Consider the following 16,898-nt stretch of genomic DNA (forward strand, 5'->3'; position numbering starts at 1 on the left):
ATACCAACAGGGGATAGTGTGAAGGTTTTGGTGGTTGGCAATGGAGGGCGTGAACATGCCCTCGCCTGGAAGCTCTTGCAGTCTGCACGGGTTCAGGAAATCTTTTGTGTTCCCGGTAATGGTGGCACCGCTCGGATGGAACGCTGCCGTAATCTGGCAATGTCAGTTACTGCATTTGAAGGCATCGCGCGTTTTGCTCTGGTCAACAACATTGGTCTAATTGTAGTTGGGCCAGAGGTGCCGCTCGCCGCTGGGATCACGGACTACTTAAAAGAGCAAGGGCTAACAGTGTTTGGCCCGACGCAGGCAGGCGCACAGATTGAGTCAAGCAAAGCCTGGGCCAAAGAGCTTATGCGAGAAGCGGGCATTCCAACGGCTGAGTCGGCTGTGTTCACAGATGTGCGAAGTGCGATCGCCTATATCGCTTCTCGACCTGTGCCGATTGTCGTGAAAGCTGATGGACTGGCCGCAGGCAAAGGCGTGACCGTTGCCGAAACAACCCAAGAGGCAGTCGAAGCGATTGAGGCAGCCTTTGGCGGACAGTTTGGTGAGGCGGGTCAGCGCATCGTGATTGAGGAATTTCTCACGGGGCAGGAAGCGTCTGTCCTGGCCGTCACAGATGGTTTAACGATTCGGGCTTTACTACCCGCTCAAGATCACAAACGCATTGGTGAAGGTGATACGGGTGCAAATACAGGCGGCATGGGAGCTTATGCCCCTACCCCAATCGTCACACCTGCTTTGATGAACCGGATTCAGCGAGAAATTTTAGAACCGGCGATCGCCACCCTTAACCATCGTGGGATCGACTACCGAGGTGTTCTCTATGCTGGGCTGATCATTACGCCAGCAGGCGACCCCAAAGTGATTGAATTTAACTGTCGCTTTGGTGATCCTGAAACACAAGCTGTTTTGCCGCTGCTCGAAACTCCTCTGGAAACCCTGATGCTAGCCTGCGCCCAACAGCGTCTTGCTCAGCTTCCACCCCTGACCTGGAAGCCTGGAGCTTCTGCCTGTGTCGTGATTGCGGCAGAAGGTTACCCTGATGCCTACAAAAAAGGTAGCCCCGTTACAGGCATTGAAGCCGCAGAAGAGTCTGGGGCAGTAGTTTTCCATGCGGGCACTAAGCTCAAACAGCAGCAGCTTGTTGCGGATGGAGGACGCGTCTTAGGCGTAACCGCAGTAGGGGACAGCTTGGAAGAGGCGATCGCCAAAGCCTATCGAGCGGTTGACTGCATTGAATTCGACGCAATGTACACCCGCCGCGACATTGGGCACCGGGTCCTCACCGCCAATCCTTACCTTTAAGAACATGTAACAATCTAATAAAGAACGTAAACAATACAAACAGATTATGATGGTAAGTCTCTAGATGTCTTGCCGACCCCTCGCTTCGATGGTTGTACCTTGCTAGCCTTCCTCATCAAGATCAGAGAAATCATTGCCCGCTGGTGGTCTGATTTTACGCTTCAGACTCGTCTCATGGCAGCGGCAACCCTAGTCGTGTCGCTGATTATGAGTGGACTCACCTTCTGGGCAGTCAACTCGATCCAGCAAGATGCTCGACTCAACGATACCCGCTTTGGGCGTGACCTGGGGCTGCTGCTAGCAGCCAATGTGTCCCCCCTAATCGGGGACGACAACCGCACCGAGCTAGCCCGATTTTCCCATCGCTTCTACAGCAGCACCTCAAGTGTGCGCTACATGCTCTATGCCGATGAGGATGGCAACATCTTTTTTGGCATTCCCTTCTCTGAGTCAGAGGTGCAAAACTCTCTGTCTATTCGGCGGCAGATGAAGCTGCCTGACAACTATGCCAGAAACATTGACTACCCCATGGTGAGACAGCACCTCACTCCCGATGGTGAAGTCACTGATGTGTTTGTGCCGCTCAATCACAACGGCAAGTACTTGGGCGTGTTGGCGATCGGCATTAACCCCAACCCCACGATTGTCACTTCTTCTCACCTGACACGAGATGTGACGATTGCCGTTTTTGTTTCGATCTGGGTGATGGTGATCTTGGGTGCCGTTTCCAACGCTTTGATGATTACCCAGCCGATCAAAGAACTGCTGGTCGGGGTGAAAAATATTGCCGCTGGCAACTTCAGGCAACGGATCGACCTGCCATTGGGTGGAGAGTTAGGAGAACTGATCCTCAGCTTCAACGAGATGGCGGAGCGACTGGAGAGCTACGAAGAGCAAAACATTGAAGAACTGACTGCTGAAAAGGCCAAGCTAGAAACCCTGGTTACCACGATCGCCGATGGAGCCGTTCTACTTGACAACAACATGCACGTCATTCTCGTCAACCCAACTGCCCAACGGCTCTTTGGCTGGGAAGGCAACGAACAGGTGATTGGCGAAAACGTCCTGCAGCACTTGCCCGAAACGGTCAAAGCTCAATTAGCTCGACCGCTGTATGAAATTGCCGCAAGTGAATCCTTGATTGAAAACCTTCGCGATCGCGAAGGCACCGAATTCCGCATTACCGTTCCTGGCGCAACCAACCGGACGGTGCGAATTTTGCTTACCACCGTGCTAGACCAGGCGCGAGAAAACGTTCGAGGACTGGCAATCACTGTCCAGGACATTACCCGCGAAGTAGAGCTAAATGAAGCAAAGAGCCAGTTTATCAGCAACGTTTCCCACGAACTGCGAACACCGCTGTTTAACATCAAATCTTTTATCGAAACGCTACATGAGTATGGCGAAGATCTGAGTGAGCCAGAACGTCGCGAGTTCTTGGAAACCGCTAACCGGGAAACCGATCGCCTGACTCGTCTGGTCAATGATGTGCTAGACCTCTCGCGTCTAGAGTCCAACAAACGCTATCACTTTGAAGCGGTCGAGCTAACCCAACCGATCGAGCAAACCCTTCGAACCTATCAGCTAAATGCCAAGGACAAGGGCATTGAACTGATCCAGGAGATTGCGCCGAATTTGCCACCTGTTCTGGGCAACTATGATTTGCTACTTCAGGTGTTAGCCAATCTAGTTGGCAACGGACTCAAATTTACTAAATCTGGAGGACGGGTTGCGATTCGAGCCTATCCACTAGCGACAGAACAAAGCTCGGCGTCACCGCTTGTACGAATCGAAATTTCTGATACTGGCATCGGGATTGACCCAGAAGATCAGGAAGCTATTTTCGATCGCTTTTTCCGAGTTGAAAACCGCGTGCATACCCTTGAAGGCACTGGATTAGGACTGTCCATCGTCAGAAACATCATTGAAAAGCACCATAGCTCAGTCCGCCTAATTAGCGAAGTGGGAGTTGGTACGACCTTCTGGTTTGACCTGGCAGTGTACCAAGATGCCCCCCTTCCAGATATGCTCCCGCAAGGGGAAGCAGCCTTAAGCGGAACGGGAATATGAGTCTCAGGTGAAATGTGCGACTGGGTAAATTGATTTAGACTCTATTGGGTTTATTCAAAGGGGTGCAATTTCCTTACCCAGAAAATTGTTTGCCAAGAATGAAGCTGTCTCGTTGGATTCCCTACGGATTTGCGATCGCCCTGACCGCTGCTTCCCTCATTTTGGTGTCAATGCTGCGATCGCCCGTTGCTCCCATAGCGCTACAGGTGTTGGCAGGGGCGATCGCTTTGGGACTAATCGTTTTGGCAGTGAGTTCACTCTATGCTAAAGTCTACGCTGCCCGTCGCAAAGCCGAGATTAGCCTGAAAAAGCTTCAAGCCAGCGAAGCCCGTTATCGTCGCCTGCTAGAAACCGCCTATGAAGGCATTTGGGTGATTGATACTAACTGCACCACGGAGTACGTTAATCCTCGAATGGCAGAGATGCTGGGCTACCGAGTCGAGGAAATCATTGACTCTTCCATCTTTAAATTTATGGATGAAGCTGCCCAACGCGAACTTCAGTGGGAGATGAAGCACCATCCAACGGGCATTCGCGGGCAGTATGACTTGCGCTTTCGGCACAAAGACGGCTCAATCGTGTGGACAATTACTTCTGCCAACCCAATTTTTAGCGATGGGGGACTATTTCGCGGCACGCTGGCAATGGTAACCGATGTGAGCGATCGCAAACAGTTAAAGGAAACCCTGCACGATCGCGAAGCCCGCATTAGCCGCTTGATCGACTCCAACATCATTGGCATCATCTTTGCCAACTTTCAGGGCGAAATCAGCGAGGCAAATGATGCATTCCTCAACATGCTGGGCTACACCCAGGCAGATTTGCAGAGCGGCAACCTGAATTGGCTGGACATCACGCCCTCTGAATATTTGCCGCAGGACGAGGAGATGATAGAACAAATCTCTACAACTGGAGCCTGCCCGCCGTTTGAGAAAGAATATCTGCACAAGGACGGCAGCCGCGTTCCGGTGCTGGTTGGAGCGGCGCTGTTGCCTAATCCGGAAGAGGGCACGGTTTGCTATGTGCTTGACCTGAGCGATCGCAAACGCCTGGAAAACGAACTCAGCCGTCGCGAAGCAAAAATTAAGCGGCTGGTAGACTCCAACATTATCGGCGTGATCACCGCTAATCTTAATGGTTCTGTGCTTGAAGCGAACGACGCATTTTTGCAAATCATTGGCTACACGCGAGAAGACCTGAATCAGGGCAAGATTCGCTGGAATGAAATGACTCCGCCAGAGTACCAGCAGGCTACGGAACAGTCTCAACATGAATTAAGAACGCTAGGATTTTGTCACTCCTTTGAGAAGGAATACATTCGCAAAGATGGCAGTAGGGTTCCAATCGTGATCGGTTCTGCTCTGCTGGACGGTAGCCCCGATACGATGATCGGGTTTGTGCTAGATGTGAGCGATCGCAAACAAGCAGAAGCCGCCCTCCGGGAAAGTGAAGCCCGCTTTCGCTATATGGCAGACACCGCTCCCGTGTTGATTTGGATGTCGGGTCCAGATAAACTCTGCAACTATTTCAACCAGCCCTGGCTCAACTTCACGGGACGTACCCTCGCCCAAGAGATGGGCAATGGCTGGACTGAGAACATTCACCCAGACGATTTTGAACGCTGTCTACACACGTACACCACTTCCTTTGATGCCCGCCAAGAATTTAAGGCGGAATATCGGCTGCGGCGGTTTGATGGTGAATATCGCTGGCTGCTAGACATTGGTGTGCCTCGATTTACGCCAGGTGGAGAGTTTTTGGGCTACATCGGCTCCTGTATCGACATTGGCGATCGCAAACAAGCAGAAGCCGAAATGCAGCAAATTAACGACCTGCTAGAACATCGCGTTAGAGAGCGCACCGCTCAGCTCGAAACCGCTAATCAGGAGCTAGAAGCCTTCTCCTACTCTGTTTCCCACGATTTACGCGCACCTTTGCGTCATATCAACGGTTTTGTCAGCCTGCTGCAAAAGCAGGCTGCTCCGGTCTTAGATCCTGAAAGTCAGCGCTACCTGGATGTCATCGCAGACACGACCAAACGGGCGGGCACGATGGTAGACGACTTGCTCACCTTCTCGCGAATGGGTCGAGCAGAAATGCGCTACACCACGGTCGAATTCAATGAATTAATTCGAGATGTCAGACAAGACTTGGAGCCAGAAACAGCAGAACGAGAAATTATCTGGCAAATTCACCCCATTCCTAATATGCAGGGTGACCCAGCCATGCTGCGCCAGGTGATCTACAACTTGGTCGAAAACGCCATTAAATATACCCAGGGACGTACCCAAGCTGAGATCGAAATCGGCACTATAGGAGACGAGCAAGAAGTAGTCATCTTCGTCCGTGACAACGGACTTGGATTTGACATGCGCTATGCTCACAAGCTCTTTGGCGTGTTTCAGCGATTACACAGCGGGCCCGAAATTCAGGGAACTGGAATTGGGCTAGCAAACGTCCGACGCATCATTCACCGACACGGTGGTCGAACCTGGGCAGAAAGTGAACTAGATAAAGGGTCTACCTTCTACTTCTCACTGCCGCTCCGACCTCGAAGGGGTGAGGAATGACTGAGCTAAGACGCATCTTGTTAGTTGAAGATAGCCACCACGATGTTGAGCTGACCCTTTCTGCGCTAGCCGAGAACCACCTGGCAAATGAGGTTGTGGTGGTGCGTGATGGCGAAGAAGCGTTGGACTATCTCTACCGTCGAGGCGTATTCAAACTCAGGATGGAGGGTAATCCTGCAGTTGTGTTACTTGACCTCAAGCTACCCAAGGTAGATGGACTAGAGGTGTTGGCACAGTTAAAGTCTGACTCAGCCTTACGGATGGTTCCGGTGGTGATGTTAACCTCCTCCCGTGAAGAGCAGGATCTGGTTTCTAGCTACAACTTGGGCGTTAATGCCTATGTCGTAAAACCCGTTGATTTTCATGAATTTGTCGATGCAATCCGAGAAGTTGGGCTATTTTGGGCAGTCGTCAATCAACCGCCACCGGGTTGAACCCACTACCAGGGTAGTAAAACCTGAGGCATGAAGATCTTCAGACAGACAATGACCTGCAAAATTAGCCCGCGAGGATAACGATGATGCAACCGCTACATGTTCTTCTTCTGGAAGATAGTTTGTTGGATGCAGAATTGATCCAGGCAAATTTGACTACTAACTGGCCAGAATGCAAGCTGACTCGTGTGGAAAATCGGGCGGACTTTCTAACGGTGTTAGAAAACAACACGTTTGACTTGATTCTGTCAGACTATTCGCTCCCCACATTTGATGGACTCACTGCCTTAGAAATTGTCCGCGATCGCTGCCCAGAGGTACCCTTCATTTTTGTCTCTGCCAATCTGGGTGAAGAAGTGGCGATCGAAACTTTGAGAAACGGCGCGACGGATTACGTCCTCAAGCAGCGGCTAGAACGCCTTGCACCAGTAGCAGAAAGAGCCGTCCGAGAAGCCAGAGAGCGAATTGAGCGCAAATGGGTTGAGCAAGAACGGGCGCAACTGCTGACTCGTCAGCGCCAATACACCAGTCGCCTGCGGAAGCTAGCACAAGCCTCGATCGCGATTAATTCCCTCCTTTCGATTGATCAAACGCTGAAGCTAATTACTGAGCAAGCTAGAGAAATCATTGAAGCGCACCAGGCTGTCACCAGCATGACAGTAGACGGCAATTGGACACAGGCAATCAGCGCCATGTCGTTATCTGATAAATACGCTCAATGGCGGGACTACGAGGAACCACCGAACGGCTCTGGGATTTATTCCTGGGTTTGCCGCATGAATCGTCCGATGCGAATGACGCAAGCGGAACTAGAGTCCCACCCAAACTGGCGAGGATTTGGCACGGAGTCCGACCGTCACCCCCCCCTGCGGGGCTGGTTGGCTGTGCCTTTAATTAGCCGTCAGGGCAATAACATTGGCTTGATTCAGCTTTCGGATAAGTATGAAGGTGAGTTTACCGAGGAAGATGAAGCGCTCTTGGTGCAGTTGGCGCAGGTCGCGGCAGTGGCGATCGACAATGCCCGACTTTACCTGCAATCCCAGGAGACAAATCGGATTAAGGATGAATTTTTGGCGACGCTTTCCCATGAGTTGCGATCGCCCCTCAACCCTATCCTGGGCTGGTCTAGACTGCTCCAAACCAAACGATTTGACGAAGCAACGCTAACGCGTGCCCTGCAAACGATTGAGCGGAATGCCAAACTGCAAACGCACCTGATCGAAGATTTGCTAGACATTTCGCGCATCATTCAGGGCAAGCTGACGCTAAAAGTTAGCCCTGTCGATCTGATTTCGATTGTTGAAGCGGCGATCGACACCATGCGTCCTGCGGCTGAAGCCAAGTCGATTCCCCTCAAAGTATTGCTAGAACCTTCAGCGCCCTCAACTGGTACAGCGATTGAACCCGACTGGAAGACGGTTGATGCTAACCCGATCTATGCTCGGTTTCAAACGATGGGCGACCCCAATCGGCTTCAACAAATTATCTGGAACCTGCTGTCTAACGCAATTAAGTTCACGCCTCAAGGTGGGCAAGTCGAAATTCGTCTATCGCTGGTTGAACCTGAAACCAGCCCCGAGAACGGACTGTCTAAAGCTTCTGTTCATGCCCAATACGCTGAGATTGCTGTCAGCGATACAGGTAAGGGAATTAAGCCTGAATTTTTGCCCTTTATTTTTGACTATTTTCGTCAAGCGGACGCCTCAATTACTCGGGTGTATGGGGGCTTGGGGTTGGGGCTGGCAATTGTGCGCCATTTGACCGAGCTACATGGTGGCACGATCTGTGCTGAGAGTCTGGGAGAAGGACAGGGTGCCACTTTTACGATTCGTTTGCCGCTGTTGGTGGCTCAACCAGATGCACAAGAACGCAGTTCTTCTGGTCCTGCAATCAATCTCAAGGGCATCCAAGCGGTGGTAGTAGACGATGAGGTCGATACCCGTGAAATCATCACATTGATTCTAGAAGGGTATGGCACTCATGTGATTGCGACCGCATCGGTGAGCGAAGCGTTAGAGGCAGTTGAGCAATTTAATCCAGATATTTTAGTGAGTGACATTGGGATGCCGCTCGAAGACGGCTATGCCCTCATTCGCAAAGTCAGAGAGTTAGAGCCAGGTCGAGGCGGCATGATTCCAGCGATCGCCCTCACCGCCTATGCTCGTCCTGAGGATCAACACCAGTCCCTCACAGCAGGCTTTCAGCTACATGTACCCAAACCTGTAGAGCCAGAGAAATTAGCCAAAGCTGTAGCAGATCTGGTAGGACGTGCCCCCGCTAGATAATTTTCCCTTTCCCAAAAATCACAAAAATCTTAACGCCAAAAGAACTGGATGCAGGTTCGTAGTGTGGCGCGATCGCGTTCTCTTAGCTCCTGTTCAACCTGACTGTATTGGCTCAGGTCAAGCATCTCCTCCTGAAAATCTTGTCTTGAAGCCGGATCGTAAGGTGGAAAAACGCGGGTTGCATTCACGATTCGATTTCCTTCTACAAACCCTCTAAAGCAACTGCGATTAGCGCCCATTTGGAGACCAATCACTGTCCGTCCGGCTTTGCGAAACAAGATAGATCGGCTGGACGTTTCAGAAGCGTGAATTGCTTCGTAGTAGTATTCACCCGTTGGCAAATTTTCAAGGGATGGAGCAGGGTTTGCATTGCTCATTAAAGGAACTGTCAGCACAGGAACCAGTAGGAACAGAGATACAGCGAATCGAACCGGAATCTTCATAGGTAGAGGATCTGCAGAAGATCTGTGGAGATCATAAAGAATGAGAAAAATGTATCACAAGCTACATTTTGCAATATGGCTTCGAGAGATCTTGTATAACTGCGTCACTACATGTATAACGCTTGTCATTTGAAAGCAACAGCTAAAAGTAGTTTGCTCTTCGTTGCCTTGTCAGGAACCTATCCTATCTAAGATAAACAGCTATTTCAGGCGATCGCCCACGCCATCTGTTGATGATTTCCTATTAAAGATTGACCTTCTGTCATTTATGGATTCATCGCCAACTGAATAGCTCTTTGTTCTAATCCGCAAGTTATCAAGAGCAGTTGCTTACAGTTACTTAATTGTATTCATTCCCGTTTAGCCCCAAATCCCATAAGCTTTCACATCAAGCCGCCTCGTCTCAATCACCTAATCATCCAGGCTAGGCAAAACTCTGCTAGGTAAGTGACTCATTCACACTCGCTCAGTCGTTCACGTTCCTATTAAATATTTTTTCTACCGTGCAAAATTTAATTCTTGCTCACACTGTTTCTACTGCCAAAAATTCAACCTTAGCTCCCCTGAGCAGTTCCGTTTCAGTTGCATCTAGCCAGCAACTTATCTTTATTGATGCGGCTGTACAAGATTATGGGAACCTTGCAGCAGGGGTGACCCTAGGTGCAGAAGTGATTGTTCTTCACCCCTATGAAGATGGGGTGACACAAATCAGTCTCGCTTTGGCAGGGCGGACTCAGATCTCCAGCATTCACCTTGTGGCTCACGGTAGTCCTGGCAGCTTGCGGCTCGGCAACGCCAAGCTCAGCCACGAAACCTTGGCGCAATACCAAGCCCAGTTGCAGCAGTGGCGCAATGTGTTGAGCGATCGCGCCGAACTGCTGATCTATGGGTGTCGGGTTGCCGATACCGCAGTGGGAGTTGCGTTCACTCAAGCACTAAAGTCTTTGATTGGCGTTGAAGTTGCTGCTTCTACTACCCCGGTTGGACATTCTGCTCACGGTGGAAACTGGGATCTGGACGTAAAGACAGGTGGAATGTCGGCTGCTCTGGCTTTTTCGAGTGAGGCGATCGCCACCTATCCCGCGATTTTAGAAGAACCTGAAACCTATTTTGCCGAGGATTTCTCAGGCGCAAGTGGCGCAACTCCACCTCCAGGCTGGACAGTCAATGTGATTGAGGGGAATCCCGAAACGGATCTCTGGCGCTTTGATAACCCTGGTAATCGCAATGAAATTAATGAGCCTTTGAACCCAAATTTTGACAATCCAGTCGCAGTCTATGACAGCGATTTTCTCTCCGATGATGACGTAGCCGAAAATATTACGCTCGAATCTCCTGTTTTTGATGTTTCGGACGCTGAGGCTGTCATTCTGCAGTTTGACCAGGTGTATGGTGGAATCGCTGCGGGGATCAATGCCAGTGAAGTGTTTGTCGAAGCTTACAACGGCACAGAGTGGCAATCCGTTTATTCCTCTAACACGGGCGATTACGACATCAACACGCCGACCGTCGATTTGACTGAGGCGCTAGGCGGTTCATCAGAGGCGCAGGTTCGCTTCCGATTTGATGGCAACTGGTCTTATCTGTGGGCTGTCGACAATGTCAGAATTACCGACAACCTGGTAGCGGGTGTAACCACGCCTAGCGGACTGGTAGCCGTGAGCGAGAGCAATGTTCCCGATCCGCTTGATTTCCAATTTGCGTTGCAGAGCCGCCCGACTTCGGATGTGACTTTGAGCTTCGCGGTAGATGGCGATCAGCTTCAGCCGATCCGGTCGATCACGTTTACAGAAGACAACTGGTTCGTTCCCCAGACTTCCGTTGTGGAGGCGATCGCCGACGACCTTATCGAGGGTGAAGACCAATCAACCACCGTCAGCGTCACCCTCACCAGTGACGACCCCAACTACAACGGGTTAGTGGTAGAAGACGTTCCGGTAGAAATCACAGAAACGACGATTCCGGGCTATACCAGCTATCGCACCGTTGAGAAAACCTATGCTGACCTTTCAGAACTAGCAACGCTGAATCCAGATCTCGCAAGTTGGGTAGACATCGGCGACAGCTACGATAAAGTTACTCCCGGCGGCTCAGCTGGCTATGACATCTTTTCCCTGGAAATCAGCAACAAAAACAGCGATCTACAAGAAGAAAAACCCGTCTTCTTTGTCCAAGGTGCTATTCATGCGCGGGAATATTCCACCACAGAATCTGTCACTCGCTTTGCCGAGCAGCTCATCGCTAACTACGGCACCGATCCTGACACTACTTGGATTCTGGACAACTTTGAAGTTCGTGTGGTGCCCATCGTCAACCCCGACGGACGCAAGTTTGCTGAACAAGGTTATTCCTGGCGCAAGAACACCAACCCCGGTGATGGCACAGCGGAATTTCCTAACTACGGCGTTGACCTAAACCGCAACTACGACTCTAAGTGGGGAGAAATTGGAGAAGAAGCGGCAAGCACTGACCCCGCTGATTTGACCTATCAAGGAACGGCTCCTTTCTCTGAACCAGAGAGTCAGGCGTTGCGGGATTATTTACTGGAAACTTTCCCAGACACAAAAGGCCCTGGCGACTTTGACCCTGCTTCAGAAGACACATCAGGTGTCTACATTGACGTTCACAGCTTTGGCGATCTGATTCTCTACCCGTTTGGCTGGACAGATGAACCCGCTCCTAACCAAGAAGCACTGCGAAATCTGGGACTAAAGTTTGGTTATTTTACAGGGCTGGTCGATCAGGCTTATGACGTTTCGCAGGCGATCGGGCTTTATCCCACAAGCGGAACAACGGACGACTGGGTTTACAGCACGCTAGGAGTTCCGGGCTACACCTTTGAATTAGGCTCCGCTTTCTTCCAAAATACCGAAGACTTCGAAAACGTCATTGTTAAAGAGGTCATTCCTGCCTTTTTCTACGCTGCAAAATCAGCCCGATCGCCTTACAAAACTGCGGGAAGCCCAGATGTGACTGGCATACAGCTTGATCTCAGTCAGGTGCTTGCAGGAGCAGCAGTAGAGCTTTCTGCAACAGCGGATTCGACTCGTAAAGGAGACGGGGTTATCGGAACCACACCCGATGATCTCGAGATTCCAGAACCTGAAATCGTTGGTGGTGCCCGTTATTCGATTGGCTTACCTTCCTGGACAAAAGAAACGGAGACGTTTGAGTTATTTGCGGCAGACGGCGCATTTGACGAAGCAGTCGAAGAACTAAAAGGCACTATCGATACGACTGGTTTAGGGGTGGGTCGTCTCACGATCTTTGTGGAAAGTGCTGATGCAGACGGCAACTATGGCGTTCCTACGGCGGTCTTCCTGGACGTATTAGAAGCTCCTGGTGCCAATACCACTGTCTTTGACGGAGATGCAGAGGCTAACCAATATGTAGGGGGCAACGGCAGTGACACAATCTACGGTCGGGGTGGCAATGATCTGATCGCGGGTGGTCGGGGCGATGACCTGATCATTGGCGGCAATGGTGATGACTTGCTGCGCGGTGATGCCAACACCTCGTCCTCTGGTGGTGGTCAGGGTGGTGATGATGTCATTTACGGCGGTAGAGGAAACGATCGCATCAGCGGCAAACGTGGCAACGACAAGCTGTATGGCGATGCAGGCGATGATGTGCTGTACGGCGATGCCGGAGACGACCTCCTCTGGAGCGGTGCAGGCAGCGATCGCCTTTACGGTGGTGCAGGCAGCGACACCTTTGCGATCGGCGTAGGAGGTGGCACAGACTACATTCAAGGCTTTGAGGTCGGCAAAGACCTGATTGGTCTAGTTGGCACACTCAGCTTTGGTCAGTTGTCTGTAACCCAAGAGCGCAAGAATACCTTGATCAAGTACGGCGATAATGTGTTTGCCGTTCTCAATCAGGTCAGTGCAAGTGCCTTGAGTGAAGCTATTTTCGTTCCAGTCTAATGTTCAACAGCAGGACTGATGTAATCTCTAGAACAAGCGTTTCTGATTAAAGGCACTTTCGGAGAAAGGTTGTTTTACGAAATGCCCCTTTTCCGAAAGTACCAATCTGCACTCCCAATTGCATTCAGTTACGTCCTATCACGACAAGTTCACCAAGCACAAATAACTCGTACAACTCAACCGTCTTAGGACGTTCCAGTGCAGCAACTTAGGCAACTACCGGTGAGAGAGCTATTAACAGAAACTTAATTGAGAATTAGGATTTCAGCAGTTCCCCTTCAGAACCTCGCACAATTTATTTAAGCTTTCCTTCCGTTGTGCGATCAGTCTCTTACCAAGTTCTTCTAAATACTCAATATTGCGTGGACTTGCGTTATCCATCTGATCGTGTCCATTATCACTACTGAGTGGAACTTGAAATCGGTAGTAATTTCTGTTCTCTCCTTCAGTAATCATCAGTTGATCAAGTTGATAGGCAACAGCCTCACTTTGACCATCTAAAACAACATTAAGTATAGGAATTGCCCACTTAAGTTGTCCCCAATCCTTTACGTCTTTATACTTATATTTTTTAGTTAGTGAACCAGTACCCAAAGAAACAACAAGCATATCAGCACGCTGCAATTCTTGACCAGTCTCCCTTCTATAAGAAATCATAGCTTCCATCATTGCCAAGGAAGAGGGATTGTTTGCAAAAATACCACCATCTATCAGAGCATAGTAGCCTTCAGATGTACGATGAACTGTTTCAAGCTTATAGGGTGGGAAAAAGGTTGGTGCAGCAGAAGTTGCCATTGCCGCTTGAACCATCTTGAATCCCCTACATACTTTTCGACTGTCAAGGCTGTCAGATTCTTCTGCCTTGTGATTACTCGTAAAAAAAACTGGTGTTCTCAGTTCAACATCATAGCTCGCGATGAAAATCTCTCGTAATGCATCTTCAACACAAGCTTCACCTAAAAGCTCTTCTAAAACTTTTTGTCTACCCTCGGGATTGAACTTAGGTTGTAACAGATTATCTACAGGTGTTGGAATGTATTCACTGAAAATTTTTCTTCCAAATTTTCGGTAGAAATGTACAAGTTCAGCTGCTGTGTACTCTGGTTCGTGATTAAAGCTAGAATCCGAGTTTTTTTTAGTTAAACCTAATGCTAAGATGCCTCCTGTCGAAGTGCCTGAAATTAGATCAAACATTGTCGCTATTCGCTTTCCTGTGCGTTCCTCAATGTAGTTAAGAAGCATGGCGGGAATAATACCCCTAATACCACTACCGTCAATTGAAAGAATTCTTCTCTTAAATTTAGAAATCATAATTTGTATCCTTGAATTTCAGTCCGAATGCTTACTAAAAATTCTGTGGAGTACTGTTGCAATCAAGCAATTCAACTGGCTACAGATTTGAACTAAGTTTAAACCTCATACATCTATTAAGTGCTCGTATAAGGTTAGGAAAAGGTCAGAAAAAAGTCAGGTACATTATGAATTGTCTTGAAGCATCGCCTTTGGAAGAGCAAGTTAGTTCAACAAAGGGGCTAAGCTCTTTATTGATGTCTGAAGAGGTATGGTTCTGTCAGATCTCTCTGCTAAAAAGTTAAAGTTTTACTAAATGAATGTGCATTAGCCTACCAAATGAAATTCCGAAATCCGCTAAGGTCGTGCTATCGAGAATAAAGTGTGATCTTAGCTACATCTCCATGCGTCTAGAGCAGTTGAAGGCTTTTTTAGCAGTAGCAGAGACGGGCAACTTTCAGCAGGCTGCCCGTCTCTGTGGTGTAACTCAGTCTACGATTAGCCGTCAGGTTCAAAGCCTGGAAGCAGATTTGGGTCTGCCGCTATTTCATCGGACTGCTCAGGCAAAGTTAACGCTGGCAGGCGATCGCTTCCTCCCTCGCGCCCGCAAAATCTGTCAAGAGTGGCAAAATGCGACTCAAGAGTTAGCAGACCTGCGCGAAGGCAAACAGCCAGAACTATGCATTGCCGCAATCCATTCCGTCTGTGCTTACTATTTGCCACCTGTGCTTCAGCGCTTTTGTCAGGATTATCCAGATGTGCAGTTGCGCGTTACCTCTCTGGGCAGCGATCGCGCCCTTAAAGTCTTAAAAGATGGACTGGTAGACGTGGCGATCGTGATGAATAATCGTTTCCTAACCGCAACACCGGAGATGGTCACAGATGTTCTTTACAATGAGCCAGTCGAGATTTTGATGGCGGCTGAGCATCCCCTAACTCAGTACGAACAGGTGCCCTGGACTGAGCTAGTACGCTATCCCCAGGTCGTATTTAAGGATGGCTATGGAATGCAGCGGTTGGTGCAGGAGCAGTTTCAGCGCCAGGGTGCAGTGTTAAATGCTGTATTAGAACTGAACACACTGGATGCTTTTCGGGGAATAGTGCGTCAGGGAGAACTGATTGCCCTGCTGCCTAAAGCTGCTATCCTAGATGCCCAGCTAGACACGACATTAGCAGTTCGCCCAACTGAGGCTCCAGTTTTAATTCGGCAGGTCGTTTTGGTGACAACTCAAGATCGGTTGCAAATTCCTCCTATTCAGCGCTTTCGGGAACTGGTGCATCAGTTATTTGCTCCAGAGAACGATGCGGCAAAACTGCCTCAGATGAATGCCGATACCTCACCATCCGCTGCCCATTGCCAGATTCGGCACTCCTGATCAATGAGATAACCTTATATTTTTACCAGGGCTAGGACGATGAGCGATGCGTTCAGGGAGTTATTGAAAAGAGTCGGCAGCGGTACCCACACAAGCAGGAATTTGACACGTTGGGAAGCAGCTGAGGCAACCCGGATGATGTTGACCCAAGAAGCGACTCCCGCTCAGATTGGCGCATTTATGATCTCTCATCGGATTAAGCGACCCACGGGCGAAGAGCTAGCCGGTATTCTAGATGCCTACGATCAGCTTGGGCCCAAGCTGCAACCGATCGCCTCTACCCACCCGGTGACGGTTCTGGGAATTCCTTATGATGGGCGATCGCGCACCGCACCGCTTAGCCCCATCACAGCTCTAATATTGGCTGCGGCAGATTGTCCAGTAATTATGCATGGGGGCGATCGAATGCCGACTAAACACGGCATTCCCCTGATTGAGGTTTGGCGAGGACTGGGGGTTAACTGGGCGCTGCCGCTTGACCAAGTTCAAACCGTTTTAGAACAAACCGGACTGGGGTTTGTTTACCTGCCATATCACTTTCCGCTAGCGCAGGGCTTAGTTCCCTATCGCGATCAAATTGGCAAACGTCCACCTCTAGCAACCGTTGAGTTAATCTGGTCGCCCTATGCCGGAAATGCTCACGTTGTTGCGGGATTTGTCCATCCGCCTACCGAGACCATGTTTACAGAAACCTTTGCACTGCGAGGAGCCAACCAGTTCGCCACCGTCAAAGGGTTAGAAGGAAGCTGCGACCTGCCTCGCGATCGCACTGCCATCATTGGCATCGGTCAACCTGGCGGTCAAGTTCCTCTAGAGCGTCTGCTGCTATCCTGTCGGGACTATGACCTGGCTGGCAAAGACGTTCCTCTAACCACCACCACGCAACTGCTTGAGGACATTCAATCCGTTTTGCAAGGACAACCCGGCGAGATGATGCAGTCTGCGATCTGGAATGGCGGCTTTTATCTCTGGCGCTGTGGCGCTAGCCTTGATCTGCAGTCCGGTTTGGCTCAAGCAGAACTGCTCCTCACGTCTGGACAAGCCCACGCAAAGTTGCAGCAGTTAAAAGCGTCCGTCAGCGCATTTGTCGCAGTTCCCAGTTAGAGTGCTGGTTCCATTTCTCTCTAAAAGAGGGCTACAGATGGAAGGGCACCCCGCGACGCGGGGTGCCCTTCCATCTGTAGCCCTAGTTCTTG

Annotated in this window: 10 protein-coding genes; 8 read left to right on the plus strand and 2 right to left on the minus strand. The window is 50.1% G+C overall.

Going from position 1 to position 16,898, the window contains the following annotated elements; translation table 11 throughout:
- Positions 1-18 precede the first annotated feature (18 nt).
- From purD to H6G00_RS06860, 5 genes are all read left to right on the plus strand, one after another.
- Positions 19-1,308: a phosphoribosylamine--glycine ligase gene (gene purD / locus H6G00_RS06840; RefSeq protein ID WP_190796166.1), complete on the plus strand. Its 1,290-nt coding sequence runs from the start codon at positions 19-21 to the stop codon at positions 1,306-1,308.
- A gap of 99 nt (positions 1,309-1,407) precedes the next feature.
- Entirely contained in the window at positions 1,408-3,378 is a 1,971-nt protein-coding gene (gene nblS, locus H6G00_RS06845) for a two-component system sensor histidine kinase NblS (RefSeq protein ID WP_190796175.1), read from the plus strand.
- Between the two features lie 98 nt (positions 3,379-3,476).
- Positions 3,477-5,948, plus strand: a complete 2,472-nt coding sequence (locus tag H6G00_RS06850; protein WP_199318354.1) for a PAS domain S-box protein — start codon at positions 3,477-3,479, stop codon at positions 5,946-5,948.
- Entirely contained in the window at positions 5,945-6,382 is a 438-nt protein-coding gene (locus tag H6G00_RS06855) for a response regulator (protein ID WP_190646700.1), read from the plus strand. Before H6G00_RS06850 ends, H6G00_RS06855 begins: the two co-directional genes overlap by 4 nt.
- An 83-nt stretch (positions 6,383-6,465) precedes the next feature.
- Positions 6,466-8,667, plus strand: a complete 2,202-nt coding sequence (locus H6G00_RS06860) for a response regulator (RefSeq protein WP_190796167.1) — start codon at positions 6,466-6,468, stop codon at positions 8,665-8,667.
- A gap of 29 nt (positions 8,668-8,696) precedes the next feature.
- Here the strand turns inward: H6G00_RS06860 and H6G00_RS06865 are convergent, their stop codons facing one another.
- A complete protein-coding gene (locus tag H6G00_RS06865; protein ID WP_190796168.1) occupies positions 8,697-9,110 on the minus strand; it encodes a hypothetical protein in 414 nt (137 codons plus the stop codon).
- 503 nt (positions 9,111-9,613) lie between these two features.
- Here H6G00_RS06865 and H6G00_RS06870 point away from each other — a divergent pair.
- Positions 9,614-13,036 carry a M14 family zinc carboxypeptidase gene (locus H6G00_RS06870; protein WP_190796169.1) on the plus strand — a complete coding sequence of 1,141 codons (3,423 nt, stop codon included), beginning with the start codon at positions 9,614-9,616 and terminating at the stop codon, positions 13,034-13,036.
- 264 nt (positions 13,037-13,300) lie between these two features.
- Here the strand turns inward: H6G00_RS06870 and H6G00_RS06875 are convergent, their stop codons facing one another.
- Complete coding sequence (locus H6G00_RS06875; protein ID WP_190796170.1) at positions 13,301-14,347, minus strand: patatin-like phospholipase family protein; 1,047 nt, start codon at positions 14,345-14,347, stop codon at positions 13,301-13,303.
- A gap of 383 nt (positions 14,348-14,730) precedes the next feature.
- On the opposite strand from H6G00_RS06875, the gene H6G00_RS06880 reads away from it, so the two are divergent.
- Positions 14,731-15,702 carry a LysR family transcriptional regulator gene (locus H6G00_RS06880; RefSeq protein ID WP_190646704.1) on the plus strand — a complete coding sequence of 324 codons (972 nt, stop codon included), beginning with the start codon at positions 14,731-14,733 and terminating at the stop codon, positions 15,700-15,702.
- 39 nt (positions 15,703-15,741) lie between these two features.
- Positions 15,742-16,806: an anthranilate phosphoribosyltransferase family protein gene (locus H6G00_RS06885; RefSeq protein ID WP_190796171.1), complete on the plus strand. Its 1,065-nt coding sequence runs from the start codon at positions 15,742-15,744 to the stop codon at positions 16,804-16,806.
- Positions 16,807-16,898 lie beyond the last annotated feature (92 nt).

Origin of the sequence: Leptolyngbya sp. FACHB-541 (genome assembly GCF_014695875.1) — a bacterium.
Taxonomy (GTDB): Bacteria; Cyanobacteriota; Cyanobacteriia; order Elainellales; family Elainellaceae; genus JAAUTN01.

What these genes read in the sequence shown, in the direction of transcription:
- H6G00_RS06875 (WP_190796170.1), bottom strand. Translation starts at nt 14,347, where the DNA reads ATGATTTCTAAATTTAAGAGAAGAATTCTTTCAATTGACGGTAGTGGT.
- H6G00_RS06865 (WP_190796168.1), bottom strand. Translation starts at nt 9,110, where the DNA reads ATGAAGATTCCGGTTCGATTCGCTGTATCTCTGTTCCTACTGGTTCCT.
- H6G00_RS06850 (WP_199318354.1), top strand. Translation starts at nt 3,477, where the DNA reads ATGAAGCTGTCTCGTTGGATTCCCTACGGATTTGCGATCGCCCTGACC.
- H6G00_RS06885 (WP_190796171.1), top strand. Translation starts at nt 15,742, where the DNA reads ATGAGCGATGCGTTCAGGGAGTTATTGAAAAGAGTCGGCAGCGGTACC.
- H6G00_RS06880 (WP_190646704.1), top strand. Translation starts at nt 14,731, where the DNA reads ATGCGTCTAGAGCAGTTGAAGGCTTTTTTAGCAGTAGCAGAGACGGGC.
- H6G00_RS06860 (WP_190796167.1), top strand. Translation starts at nt 6,466, where the DNA reads ATGATGCAACCGCTACATGTTCTTCTTCTGGAAGATAGTTTGTTGGAT.
- H6G00_RS06855 (WP_190646700.1), top strand. Translation starts at nt 5,945, where the DNA reads ATGACTGAGCTAAGACGCATCTTGTTAGTTGAAGATAGCCACCACGAT.